General features: G+C 35.9%; 12 protein-coding genes. 2 read left to right on the forward strand and 10 right to left on the reverse strand.

Annotated features, from left to right (window positions below; all coding sequences use genetic code 11):
• Positions 1 to 21: 21 nt before the first annotated feature.
• Positions 22 to 669: an MOSC domain-containing protein gene (locus NKG37_RS20920; protein ID WP_254415286.1), complete on the reverse strand. Its 648-nt coding sequence runs from the start codon at positions 667 to 669 to the stop codon at positions 22 to 24.
• Positions 670 to 922: 253 nt separating this feature from the next.
• Between NKG37_RS20920 and NKG37_RS20925 the strand changes: the two genes are divergently transcribed.
• Positions 923 to 2,113, forward strand: a complete 1,191-nt coding sequence (locus tag NKG37_RS20925) for a bacillibactin exporter BcbE (RefSeq protein WP_224427681.1) — start codon at positions 923 to 925, stop codon at positions 2,111 to 2,113.
• Between the two features lie 134 nt (positions 2,114 to 2,247).
• On the opposite strand, the gene NKG37_RS20930 is transcribed toward NKG37_RS20925, so the two are convergent.
• The 3 genes from NKG37_RS20930 to NKG37_RS20940 all read right to left on the reverse strand — a co-directional run bounded on the left by NKG37_RS20930 (position 2,248) and on the right by NKG37_RS20940 (position 5,855).
• Positions 2,248 to 4,128 (reverse strand): PTS fructose transporter subunit IIABC, encoded by a 1,881-nt coding sequence (locus tag NKG37_RS20930; RefSeq protein WP_254415287.1) that lies wholly within the window; start codon positions 4,126 to 4,128, stop codon positions 2,248 to 2,250.
• Positions 4,129 to 4,197: 69 nt separating this feature from the next.
• Positions 4,198 to 5,106: a 1-phosphofructokinase gene (pfkB, locus tag NKG37_RS20935; RefSeq protein ID WP_101731082.1), complete on the reverse strand. Its 909-nt coding sequence runs from the start codon at positions 5,104 to 5,106 to the stop codon at positions 4,198 to 4,200.
• Positions 5,103 to 5,855 (reverse strand): DeoR/GlpR family DNA-binding transcription regulator, encoded by a 753-nt coding sequence (locus NKG37_RS20940; RefSeq protein ID WP_169188669.1) that lies wholly within the window; start codon positions 5,853 to 5,855, stop codon positions 5,103 to 5,105. Before NKG37_RS20940 ends, pfkB begins: the two co-directional genes overlap by 4 nt.
• A gap of 451 nt (positions 5,856 to 6,306) precedes the next feature.
• Here NKG37_RS20940 and NKG37_RS20945 point away from each other — a divergent pair, with 451 nt between their 5' ends.
• The gene (locus NKG37_RS20945) at positions 6,307 to 6,633 is read left to right on the forward strand and encodes a hypothetical protein (RefSeq protein ID WP_169188670.1); all 327 of its coding nucleotides are present in this window, start codon (positions 6,307 to 6,309) and stop codon (positions 6,631 to 6,633) included.
• 787 nt (positions 6,634 to 7,420) lie between these two features.
• Here NKG37_RS20945 and tnpA read toward each other — a convergent pair.
• From tnpA to NKG37_RS20975, 6 genes are all read right to left on the reverse strand, one after another.
• Positions 7,421 to 7,888, reverse strand: coding sequence for an IS200/IS605 family transposase (gene tnpA, locus NKG37_RS20950; RefSeq protein WP_100525941.1), 468 nt, complete (start codon positions 7,886 to 7,888; stop codon positions 7,421 to 7,423).
• Positions 7,889 to 8,268: 380 nt separating this feature from the next.
• The gene (locus NKG37_RS20955) at positions 8,269 to 8,856 is read right to left on the reverse strand and encodes a GNAT family N-acetyltransferase (RefSeq protein WP_169188671.1); all 588 of its coding nucleotides are present in this window, start codon (positions 8,854 to 8,856) and stop codon (positions 8,269 to 8,271) included.
• A gap of 45 nt (positions 8,857 to 8,901) precedes the next feature.
• Complete coding sequence (locus NKG37_RS20960; RefSeq protein WP_016203604.1) at positions 8,902 to 9,630, reverse strand: exonuclease domain-containing protein; 729 nt, start codon at positions 9,628 to 9,630, stop codon at positions 8,902 to 8,904.
• 1 nt (position 9,631) lies between these two features.
• Complete coding sequence (locus tag NKG37_RS20965) at positions 9,632 to 10,639, reverse strand: DUF294 nucleotidyltransferase-like domain-containing protein (protein ID WP_254415288.1); 1,008 nt, start codon at positions 10,637 to 10,639, stop codon at positions 9,632 to 9,634.
• Positions 10,640 to 10,782: 143 nt separating this feature from the next.
• The gene (locus tag NKG37_RS20970; RefSeq protein ID WP_016203602.1) at positions 10,783 to 12,066 is read right to left on the reverse strand and encodes an ammonium transporter; all 1,284 of its coding nucleotides are present in this window, start codon (positions 12,064 to 12,066) and stop codon (positions 10,783 to 10,785) included.
• 304 nt (positions 12,067 to 12,370) lie between these two features.
• Positions 12,371 to 12,505 (reverse strand): YjcZ family sporulation protein, encoded by a 135-nt coding sequence (locus NKG37_RS20975; protein ID WP_016203601.1) that lies wholly within the window; start codon positions 12,503 to 12,505, stop codon positions 12,371 to 12,373.
• Positions 12,506 to 12,524 lie beyond the last annotated feature (19 nt).

Below are 12,524 nucleotides of genomic sequence, written 5' to 3' on the forward strand. Positions count from 1 at the left end.
TCAACCATTTTCTCGAAAAAATCAGTTGATTTTTTCAAGTGCCTTTTTATAACGATTTTTCCAATCTTCCGCCAATTGCTCGATTTGTAGTATTGATAACATGGCATCTTTATTTTTCCGATCAAGAAGCATCACTTTTGTAGCATCCCAAACAGACACTTTATCTTGGGGACGATCTAACAGTTGAAAGGTAGACCGTTCACTGACTACTCCTTCTTCCAATACTTTTAGAAAATAACCGGTATAGCATGTTTCCACTATCCTGCTTAAAAATGTATCAATCTGATTATATTTTGAAATAGTTGAACAAGGAACTCTCCCTTGTGTTACTTGAACAACAGCATCTCCTAAAGAAAAGATGTCACCAATATATGCATTATGCTCTGTAAATTCCGTCCCACAAATATTTTCCCCAAAGGCAGGAGGATTAATCGTTGCTTTAAATTCTTCTTCCCATTTTTTATAATGCTCATAAGGATAATAACATACTGCCCTTTCTTTCCCACCATGAAACGCTGTGTTGGCAACTCCATCTCCAACAAAGCCGTCAAACGTTAGAATCGCTTCGTTCACTTTTTCTTTGCCAATCGCTGACTGAATGTTTCTTTCTTTCCATGTGAATGATTTTTCCTTGCCAATACTAAGTGCAATAACTTTTCCCACTAACATGACACCACCACTATTTTTATTCCATAATAACACACTATTAAACGAAAAGTTCAAATAAACTGAATACACAAACCCAGTTTTTGGATGATAGAAAGTGCATTATTTTTGAGCTTGTCTGTACATATTAACTATAGTTAACTATTTGAAAGCAGGGAGAATGAAAATGGATCATGTAAATGACGATAAAAGAATAGTAAACCTTACAAACAAAGCACACAAGACAGCGAAGAAGCAAAATGTAAAGGTTTCTAAAATGGCAATATTCTCACTTTCCTCCATTCCATTAGTAATGACTCTTGGGAATAGCATGCTGATTCCAGTATTGCCATCAATTGAACAAAAGTTAAATATATCTTCTTTTCAAGTTAGTATGATTATTACAGTATATTCTGTTCTTGCGATTATTCTTATACCTGTAGCAGGTTATTTATCTGATCATATCGGGCGTAAACGGGTTATTATCCCAAGTTTAATTATTGCAGCTATTGGTGGAGTGATTTCAGGTATTGCTGCATGGCTGATGGATAATAGTTACTGGGTGATCCTTATAGGACGTGCATTACAAGGGGTAGGAGCTGCAGGAGCATTTCCGATAGTATTACCGTTAGTAGGTGATTTGTTTAAAGAGGAGGAGGAAGTTAGTAGCACATTAGGGGTTATTGAAACAGCGAATACATTTGGGAAAGTTCTTAGTCCAATTCTTGGTGCCTTTTTGGCGGGTTTTATTTGGTTTATCCCATTCATGTCTATTCCGGTCTTCTGTTTGATTTCAATCGTTTTGATCTTGTTTTTTGTCAAATCGCCAAAGAGTAAAGTAAAACCACTGCCGTTTAAGCAATTTATCCAACATACGAAAGAAACAATGCATAAAGACAAAAAATGGCTATACGCCATTTTCTTTATTGGAGCTATTGTTATGTTTGTTCTTTTTGCGGAAATGTTTTACTTATCAGATATATTAGAAAAGAAATATCAGATAAAAAATATTAAAAAAGGGCTATATCTTGCTATACCACTTGGAGCCTTATGCCTTACTTCTTACATTACAGGCAAAAAAATAAAAAAAGACAAAAATTTAATGAGGTGGATTACCTTTATCGGTCTGGTCGCAATCATTATCGGTACGATTGCTCTTAATTTTTCGGAAAACATGTGGTTTATCATCGTCTTTCTTACCATTGCTGGTATTGGTATTGGTGCTAGCTTGCCACCTCTGGACGCCCTTATAACAGAAGGTATCGAAAAAGAAGAACGAGGCACCATCACTAGTATTTATAGTAGCATGCGCTTTATCGGAGTAGCAGCAGGGCCACCAATTATGGCCATTTTAATGAAGCATATGGAGAATTTTCAATTCTATCTGCTTTGTTCCTTTGCTTTAATCGCTGCCCTTGCTGCATTCTTCCGATTAAAGCAAGAAGAAAAAGAAACACAGACAAAGTAAGACATGACGAAACAACAAATAACCAATGAAGAACATTTTTAAGATTCTTCATTGGTTTTATTAGGTGTAAAAGAAGAAACTAAAAAGCGGTAAATTAACTTAAAGGTTAATTTACCGCTTTTCTAAAGTTTCCTTTATTTTTGTTGAACAGGTTTCTTCAATAGTCCTAATAATAGAGCAGCTATAATAGCGCCAATAACGATTGCTAAAAGATATAACAATGGATTTCCATCAACTAATCCAACAACGAAAATTCCGCCATGTGGGGCTCTTAATCCAATATTAAAGAACATTGATAATCCACCAGTAACTGCTGCTCCAATTGCAACAGATGGAATAACACGCAATGGATCTGCTGCAGCAAATGGGATTGCCCCTTCTGTAATAAACGAAAGTCCCATAATAAAGTTTGTTAAGCCTGCATCTTTTTCTTGTTTCGTAAATTTCTTTTTAAATAATACAGTTGCTAATGCAATTGCAAGTGGTGGAACCATTCCACCAGCCATAATCGCAGCCATTGGTTCAAATACACCATTTGCAATAAGACCCGTACCAAAAACATAGGCAGATTTATTGATTGGACCACCCATATCAAAGGCCATCATCGCACCTAATATAATTCCTAAAATTACCGCATTTCCAGTTCCAAGACCTGATAACCAATTAGTCATTCCTGTATTAATTGCTGCGACTGGTTCCATAATCACATAATTCATGATAAGTCCAGTAAAGAAAATCCCTAATAATGGATACAGTAGAATTGTTTTAATTCCTTCTAATGATCTTGGTAGAACTTCTAACAATTTTTTCAAGCCAATCACTAAATAACCTGCTAAGAATCCGCCAATTAAGCCACCAAGGAATCCTGCGCCACCTTGAGCTGCCATAAATCCAGCCACCATACCTGGTGCAAAACCAGGACGATCAGCAATACTCATTGCAATAAATCCAGCAAGAACTGGCACTAATAGTGCAAACGCATTATCTCCACCGATATATTTAATTACAGCTGCAAATGCATTATAGCTCGGATCATTCGGATCAGCAGAGTTATAACCAAACATAAAAGAGATCGCAATTAAAATCCCGCCACCGACAACAAATGGCAACATATTGGATACACCATTCATTAAGTGTTTATAGATTTGACTTCCAATACCTTTTTTTCCTTCTGCTTTCCCTTCGCCCGAACTAGAACCAGAGCCTCCTTGATAAACTGGAGCTTGCTGCTTAAGAGCACGGTTAATCAGTTCTTCAGGTTTACGAATACCATCTGCAACAGGTGTTTCCAGCACATGTTTGCCGTTAAAACGATCCATTTGTACTTTCGTATCAGCTGCTACGATTACCGCCGTTGCATTTTCAATTTCTTCAGCCGTAAGAACATTTTTTGCACCGCCAGATCCATTTGTTTCAACCTTAATATCTACTCCCATTTCAGCTGCTTTTGCTTTTAAAGAATCTGCTGCCATATAAGTATGAGCTATACCAGTTGGACAAGCAGTTACTGCAACAATGAAATTCTTCTTATCTGCAATATTTTCCTCGACCGATTCTTCCTCTACATCATAGCTATCGATTATAGATATAATATCTTGTTTAGACGTTGCATTTAATAACTTAGAACGAACTTCTTCTTTAAGTAATAAAGTTGATAATCTTGATAATGCCTCAAGATGAGTGTTATTCGCTCCATCTGGTGCAGCAATCATAAAAAATAGATTTGCTGGCTGTCCATCAAGTGATTCATAATCAACACCACTAATTGATCGACCGAACGCAATTGCCGGTGATTTTACGGCACTCGTTTTTGCATGGGGAATGGCAATCCCTTCTCCAATCCCAGTTGTACTTTGCTCTTCTCTTTTTAAAATGGCTTGCTTATATGTGTCTTTATCTGTTAAATTCCCTGCCGAATAAAGAGTATCCACTAACTGATTGATAGCATCCAGTTTCCCGTTTCCTTCAATATTTAAAAGGATAGTCTCTTGCGTTAATAACTCGGTAATTTTCATCCTATAACGCTCCCTTTTTCATTATATTTTATCCATTTCACTATTTCTTTCTTGTAAAATGGCTTCCGTTTATGATTGTAATTGAACTTGTGAAAGGAGACTCTCTACCTTTTCCTTTGTACATAATCCAATCGAAAATGCTGTTGCACTACCTGAAGCAATGCTATAGCGGAAAGATTCTTTCATATCCTGTGTTTCCTCATATTTTGATAGGAATCCTGCCACCATGCTATCCCCTGCACCGACAGAGCTTTTTACTTCTCCTTTTGGTACCGTACTTATTAATTCTTCGTGCTGACTAATCAATACTGCTCCTTCACCAGCTAACGAAACAATGACATTCTGTGCGCCCATTTCCAATAGTTTTTTTCCATATGGAATCGCTTCTTCAGCAGTAGTAATAGTTGTTCCAAACAGTTCACCAAGTTCATGATGATTAGGCTTAATTAAAAATGGTCGGTATGGCAAGACTGCTTTTAGTAAATCTCCTTCTGCGTCTACAACAAAGGATACATTATTCTCATGACAAATCTTCACCAATTCTTCATAGGTGGTTTTTGGCAGAGTAGATGGTACACTTCCTGCTAAAACAAGAAGATCCTCTGAGGTTAAAGAAGCTATCTTATTTTTTAACTCTTGGAATTTAACTTCGGAGATAGTCGGCCCACTCGCGTTCAATTCCGTTTCAGTATCAGCTTTTACCTTAACGTTAATTCGCGTGTCTTCTTCTACTTTAACAAAATCAGTTTCAATATTTTCTGCTTGTAATTGATTTTCAATGAAGCTACCTGTAAAACCGCCCACAAATCCTAATGCTTTACTTTGTACTCCCATTCTTTTCAATACTCTGGAAACGTTTATTCCTTTTCCACCAGCAAACTTACTTGTTTTTTCTAATCGATTTAGCTCTCCTAAATGCACTTCTGGTACCTCGATAATATAATCGACAGAAGGATTTAAGGTTAGGGTATAAATCATTCTTTCACAACCTTTATACTAGTTTTCCTTGAATAAAAATCGTTTACTTCCTCATCCAGGGAGTTTGTAATAATAGAAGCTTCGTGCAAATCAGCAATTTTCGAAAAATACACTTCAGAAAATTTACTGTCATCTGCGACAAAGAAAGCTTCTCTTGATAATGTTAGTGCCTTACTTTTCACCATAGCTTCTTCTTGATCAGGAGTAGTATACCCATATTCAGGGTGAATACCATTGACTCCCATAAAACATTTATCAAATCGGTAGTTATCAAGACTCAATATAGCGCCACGTCCTACTAAAGCGTTTGTTTTTTCTTTGACATAACCACCTGTAATAAAGGTTTGGATTCGAGCTTCTAGTAATGTGGACAAATGCATAAGACCGTTTGTTACCACTACAATGTCACGATCTTTTAAATAGGGTATCATTTCTGTAATAGTTGACCCTGCATCTAAATAAATACTGTCTCCATCTTCTACTAGATTTGCTGCATAGGCGGCGATCATTTTTTTCTCTTGGATGTTTTTGAACGCTTTTTCACTCATACTTGGCTCACTTATTTTCCCTTGAAGCCTCGCTGCGCCACCATGAACTCTTTTCAAAAAACCTTCTTGCTCTAATTGAGTCAAATCACGTCTTATGGTTGATTCAGATGTATTCGTAATATCCATTAACTCTTGTATCTTGACAACGTTTTGTTGTTTAAGCAATTGTAAAATAAGTTCATGCCTTTCAGGTGTTAACAAAATTATCACACTCCCTTTTCGGGTATGTCTTTGATTTAATTACATCTTACTGTAAACGATTTCACATTTCAAGCATTTTCTTTCAAAAACAATCAAATATTATCATAAATTTGACGTTTTGTGAACGTTTTTAGTAGAATTTGAATTTTCTTATTAGTTTGCCAGTCTATAATTACATGTATAATGCCCGAAACTATTTATTTTATTTATTCCATTCTTAACATCAGTAAGACCAAACCACAAGCTGCGAAAAATCGAGACAGCTAGGTTGCTGAATCTCTCCCGTAAAGGTCTGATAAGTGCACTAACCAACAGTGAGGGATAAGAAAAACCCCCACTGATAGAAGTTTTCTTTATCAATTATCGCTTATTTATGGTATTCTTTGTTCTGGTACAAAAAATATAAATAAGGAAAAGGAATGCATTTATGAAAAAGGTCTCTTATTTCTACTTGGAATTTGTAAAAATACTATTTTCTGCTGTTCTCTTGTTCGCGATTTTTGGAACAATTAACGATAGTATTATAAAAATGATTACTGGTGTCTCATTTCCCAATGCGCAATTTTTAGATGGTAAACAAGCGCTATCTGGATTGTTTATCCTTCAATACATAGGTTTTGCACTGATTTATTTTGTTATTTATAAAAACTATCTGAGTTTTATCGGATTTATGAAAAATAAACAGAGAAAAAAACTTCCACCGATATGGTCTAAATATCTCGTACTTTTTGGCATAGTTTTTATTTTGGTATTTTATATTGTTCTTCTCGTTTACTAAATTATTTTAATAGAAAGTAATTGCGTAAGAATGGATTGTATGATACTATCAAATCAATATATAGTTGATTTAAATTAATAATCCACTATATATAGTTATCGAATCAATTCTTTAATCCAATGTCTCTTTTTTCGCTTCTTAGAAGCGACTTTTTTTTGCAAAACTTCCGCGATTTTATTTCTTTAATTCGCCATTTATACATAAATAGTACCAAGAAATTTAAAATCAAGCACTCGCTTGATTTGTAGAGGAAACAATCAAAAAAGCCGCTGAATTACAAATAAAGTCGGCAAGATATACAATTAACAATAAAGTGAAACATACGCTTGAGGCGGGAGTCTTACTGTCTGTTAAGGGTGGGATAAAACGAACGGGATTTTTCTGAAAAATGCTTAAAATCACCTTGAGTCCATGCAATTAGGGAAGTCGGTAGATTTCTCGATCAATAGTTATGGCTATATGTGAAGGTAAATGATGTAGATAATGAGGTTAACAAACTATAACTTTGTTAAGAGGTTCGGACGTAACTAAATCGATACTCTGTAAAGACGAATAATCTCTAATTTAGCAAAAGAATATTTTCCACTCTCATATAGTTGAACAACAGACAACTTTCCTTCTACTGTCCATTTTTCTTTTTTCTCCATACAAATCAAAACCACCAGTGTGAACTGGTGGTTTGCTCTGCGGCTAAAAGCCTCTCTTACCGGCCTCGGCCTTAAAGGCCCACTGAAAAGGTTTCCCTTCTGCACCACATTCACTCACCAATTCTAAAGAATTTCTTTATTTACTTCCGATTTTTCTCACCCGTGAACGGATCGAATTCTTCGAACAACGTTAGCTGATCAGCCATATAATCTTCTTTCAGCTGATTTCTTATATATTCTTGTATTTGTTTCTTATTTCTCCCCACGGTATCAACGTAGAAACCACGACACCAAAATTTACGATTCCCATAGCGATATTTCAAATTCGCATGTCGATCAAATATCATCAGGCTACTTTTTCCTTTTAGGTAACCCATGAACTGCGATACACTTAATTTTGGTGGAATACTAACCAACATATGGATATGATCCGGACAGGCATTTGCTTCATGTATAATGACACCTTTTCTTTCACATAGCTCTCTTATGATTTGTCCTATACTCTTTTTGTATTTGCCATAAATAATTTGCCTTCTGTATTTTGGGGCAAAGACTATGTGATACTTACAATTCCATGTTGTATGTGCTAAACTGTTCATGTCCTTCATAAGGGCATACCTCCTTCTTGCGTGAGATAAAGTGGTCGGGAAACCAACTTTATCCTACCATGAAAGGAGTTTTTTTTGTTACCTCGCTATAAGCTCTCCGGAACCCCCGGCATAGCCAGGGGTTTTCGAAACCATCAAAAAAACACCCCACTTATTGCGTCCAATAAGTGGGATGCACTGCTAAGCTGAGGTGACTCAGCGCGAGTCCCATGGATGAATAGCACCAAACTTTCTAGAACCATCCTTTTAAAAACAAAAAACAAACAATTATACGGAACTTTCATTTGCATCTTCGTATAATTGTTTGGTTTTATCCACGGCTGGAATACTTAGGTCCCAACGTCCTCCCATCCTCTTAACTTTTATTAAAAGAATTTTGCTTATAGCCTATTCGTATGGGATAAATCAGCTGTAGATTTAAGCTGTTTTTTTTCAAAATAATCGTCTTTTGTCATACAATAATAGACACTTGTAATTAACCGATTGTTAAAAAGCTTATAACGGTCCGTTTTCTGAAATTTATAGCGAAAACCACACTTTTCATTCACTCGTTTTGACTTTGTATTAAAGTCAAAATGTCCACACCATATTAAATCCAAATGCAAATGTTCAAAACCATATTTTAAAAGATGATTTACCGCTTCAGGAACAATCCCTCTTCCCCAATATTTTGGATGGAGAGCAAAACCAACTTCTCGTTGCGCTAGATGGGATTGCTTAACATCTGGTGTCCGCTTATGAAAACCAATGCTTCCAATTACTTTGTTTTCCTCTTTCCATACGATGGCATAAGAATTTTTATTTTGTAAAAAATAACGGATCACTTCTTTACTTTCTTGTTCACTTTTATGCGGGGACCAGCCGGCGAAAGGACCAACTTCTTCCCTTTGTGCATACTCATATAAATCTTTATAATCCGATTCCTGCCATCCTCTCAACAGTAGTCTCTCTGTCTCAAACCTGTCCATCAATAAATCACCACCAGTTTATTGTTAAACTTTCTCTCATCGATGTTATCGTAAAGCTAACCTTTCATAAATATCCTGTAACGTACGGCACCCTAACTGTTGCACCCTTTGTAAATATTGACACCATAAAATGGCTGTTAATTTTGCGTCCCCTAATGCATGGTGACGATCAATTACAGGAATATCACTAAACTCACACCATTCCTCTAATGTTAATATCCGTTGTTTAGGTTCAACAATTTTAAATACAAAGGAAGTATCCACAATCCGATGCTTAAACGGTGTTTTAAAGCTTTTCCAGCAAGCAGATTGCATAAAGCTTTTTTCATGGGAAGAATGGTGTGCAACAAGCGTATCATCTTTTATAAATTCAAAAAATTGTACAAGTACATCTGATAAGGGTGGAGCATCAAGTAAATTTTCTGTTTCAATTCCTGTTAAGCGACTTATTTCTCTTGGTATCTCAACATCAGCATTCACTAGTGTATAAAATTGTTCATCGAGGATTTCGCAACCTTCTACCTTTACCGCGCCAATAGAAATAATTTGATCACCTTTATCTGGTAAAAAACCTGTTGTTTCAATGTCAAAAACAACAGCTTTTAAATTACTTAACGGCAATCTGGAAGCAACTTCAACCTTTAAATCCTTTTGAAGCTGTCGCATAAAGGCAATTTGTTGCGAATTACTTCCACTCGAGGTTGCGTGCAATACACTAGAATTAACTTTTCCATATAAATCTCTCATATATTGAAGAAACGATTCTACTCCCATATTAACACCCTTTTTCGATTATCCTGTGTACTTGATGATATAATTTAATACCGTTGCGCATTAATGTTTTTATTTCCTGCCTTTGTTCCTTAGTTAATCGATTAATACTTAGATAGTGAACATCCTCATATGTTTTTGCTTCTCGAAATAAATCAATCCGATATTCTAGAATTCTATTAAAAGAGGATTCATATGGTTTTAGCCATTCATCATATATTTCCATATCCCGCAATGCCTGTATCCGATCAATAGTTGAAGTTCGTTGAATACTTTCCTTAATTGCAAGGAGCCTGATTGAATTCACATAAGGCAAATACATAGTATGCTTTAAATGAATCGATCCTCTGTGACTTCCAGTTATTTCCACGAAAAACTGACCGAATATTCCAACACCTTTTTTTATACGCATTACATTATTCATAAATCTTTTTAAGAGATTGGGATGTAATCTACAGTACGCATGGATATAGTTTCTTAGTTCTTGGACATATTCATGTTCGCCAAATATTTTTCTACTATCATAAAAAATTTGTAAAAATCTAATAGATTCCCAGTTTTCCTTTTCCATCCATTGTTGCAATTGTTGTTTCCACTCTTCTAAGGATTTGGACCAAACAAAATTACTGCTCATAACATTCCCTTCACAGTAGGGATATCCGATCTCATCTAACGCATCACTTAGAAATTCTCCAAATTTTAAAAAATACTCCTTATAGGACGAATCTTTCACTTCATAGATGATTCCATGATCTTGGTCGCTTAAAATGCCTTGTTCCTTTCTTCCAGCGCTCCCTGTTACAAACCAAACAAACGAACATGGCGGATCTCCAAAAGCCTTCGTATACTCAGCCAGGACAAAATGAAATAACTGTTTAAAAATTTGATCGTGAAAATCATTTAATTCACTATTATTATAAGAATTTGATCGCAAAAATAATTTCTTATCTTTTTTCAGTTCACTTAGTCCAATAGTATTAGAGCACATCCATGCACTTCCTTCGATAATCATTATTAATATCTTCTTTATGTCTATCATATCATTTAATCTTTTCCTATAGACCACTTAAAAAAGATAAAAGCCCCACTTTTCAGCGAGACTCCTATCTTCATTCATTCGATCGCCTATTACTTAAATCCGACTATCGCCATGTATTATAGGCTTTTTGTTTCTTCTTTTGGCAAGAAAGCTTCTGGGTAACCGTATGAACCATGTTCACTAATATCTAAGCCCATGATTTCTTCTTCCTCTGTTACACGTAGACCGCTAACTTTCTTGATAACAAATAGAATGGCATAGCTTATTGCAAAAGCGAATAGTCCACAAGTAAGTACGCCAAGCGCTTGAACACCTAATTGACCAAATCCACCGCCATCAAACAGACCAGCTTTACCTACTCCCGTGTACTCCGCTAACTCTGCTGTAGCAAATAAACCATTGGATAATGTTCCCCAAATCCCCGCTGTTCCATGCACGGATAATGCAAAGATTGGATCATCGATTTTTCTGCTTTCAAAGAAGCGAACACTATAAAACACAAGCACTCCAGCAATTAAACCAATAACAACCGCTGCCCAAGGCTCAACGAATGCACAAGATGCTGTGATTGCAACAAGTCCAGCTAATGCACCATTCAGCATTGTAGTGATATCTGACTTCCCTAATACAATCCAAGAAATTAGTAACGCTGCAACCGCACCTGCTGCTGCTGCTAAGTTTGTGTTTAAAGCAACATATCCGAAGAAACCGTCAGCTACAGAAACTGTACTACCTGCATTAAAACCAAACCAACCTACCCAAAGAATTAATACACTTAATGCCGTATATACTTGGTTATGCCCGAAAATTGGGTTTGCTGAACCGTCAGCATTGTATTTTCCAATACGTGGTTTTAAAAGCATTGTCGCTGCAAGCGCTGCTGCCGCACCAGTTAAGTGAACAACAGTGGATCCTGCAAAGTCCTGTTTTCCGTGCTCCGCTAACCAGCCGCTGCCCCAAATCCAATGGGCGATGATTGGGTAAACTAAAATACCGAATAACACAGAGAAGATAAGATAAACAGATAATTTCGCACGTTCTGCAAATCCACCAAGCGCAATCGTTAAGGAAATTCCTGCAAATGCTAGTTGGAAAATAAAGAATACAGTTGTTTGTAATCCATCGCCATCAATTTGACCAACTTCACCTCCATTGAAGAAAAAGTCACTCATCCCTACAAAGAAATTCGCATTATCTCCGAAAATAAAGCCATAGCCCACAGCCCAAAATACTAAGGAAGCAATTCCAAATGTGAAGATGGTTTTACCAGCAATATGTCCCGCATTTTTCATTCTTGTGGAACCTGCTTCTAATAATATAAATCCACCAAGCATAAAAATAACTAAAATTGCAGCAATCATCGTCCACAAGCTGTTCATCAAAAATTCCAAATTTTCCATTTTACCATTTCCCCCTTTATGTATATAAAATTACCATCAAGTGTCATATAATCTAACACTCTAATAACTTTATTTTACCCATATTATATTTTCTGTCAATAAGATTTTGAAAATTAATTTTCTTAAAACTTAAAATATTATAACTTATTCGATTTTATACTTAGTTATTTGTTTTTCCGCGATAATTGTATGTATTTTTTATTAATTTTCCCGAAACCGCTACCATTTATTGGATAGCTAAAATAAAGGCTATTCTTTTTAGAATGTAAAAAAAGCTGACACAAGGTCAGCTTTTCATCTTATATTAGCAAATAAAAGTTGCACCAACGATAATTAACAAGATAAATAATACTACGATTAATGCGAAACCGCCGCCGTATCCTACACCAGGTCCAGCTCCATATCCGCATCCATAACCATATCCACCATAACCGTACATATATACATCTCCCTTTCTC

The sequence above is a fragment of the Niallia sp. RD1 genome (genome assembly GCF_024219955.1).
GTDB lineage: Bacteria > Bacillota > Bacilli > Bacillales > Cytobacillaceae > Niallia > Niallia alba.

What these genes read in the sequence shown, in the direction of transcription:
- pfkB (WP_101731082.1), bottom strand. Translation starts at nt 5,106, where the DNA reads ATGATTTATACCCTAACCTTAAATCCTTCTGTCGATTATATTATCGAG.
- NKG37_RS20960 (WP_016203604.1), bottom strand. Translation starts at nt 9,630, where the DNA reads ATGGGAGTAGAATCGTTTCTTCAATATATGAGAGATTTATATGGAAAA.
- tnpA (WP_100525941.1), bottom strand. Translation starts at nt 7,888, where the DNA reads ATGAAGGACATGAACAGTTTAGCACATACAACATGGAATTGTAAGTAT.
- NKG37_RS20975 (WP_016203601.1), bottom strand. Translation starts at nt 12,505, where the DNA reads ATGTACGGTTATGGTGGATATGGTTATGGATGCGGATATGGAGCTGGA.
- NKG37_RS20965 (WP_254415288.1), bottom strand. Translation starts at nt 10,639, where the DNA reads ATGATTATCGAAGGAAGTGCATGGATGTGCTCTAATACTATTGGACTA.
- NKG37_RS20930 (WP_254415287.1), bottom strand. Translation starts at nt 4,128, where the DNA reads ATGAAAATTACCGAGTTATTAACGCAAGAGACTATCCTTTTAAATATT.
- NKG37_RS20970 (WP_016203602.1), bottom strand. Translation starts at nt 12,066, where the DNA reads ATGGAAAATTTGGAATTTTTGATGAACAGCTTGTGGACGATGATTGCT.
- NKG37_RS20920 (WP_254415286.1), bottom strand. Translation starts at nt 669, where the DNA reads ATGTTAGTGGGAAAAGTTATTGCACTTAGTATTGGCAAGGAAAAATCA.
- NKG37_RS20955 (WP_169188671.1), bottom strand. Translation starts at nt 8,856, where the DNA reads ATGGACAGGTTTGAGACAGAGAGACTACTGTTGAGAGGATGGCAGGAA.
- NKG37_RS20925 (WP_224427681.1), top strand. Translation starts at nt 923, where the DNA reads ATGGCAATATTCTCACTTTCCTCCATTCCATTAGTAATGACTCTTGGG.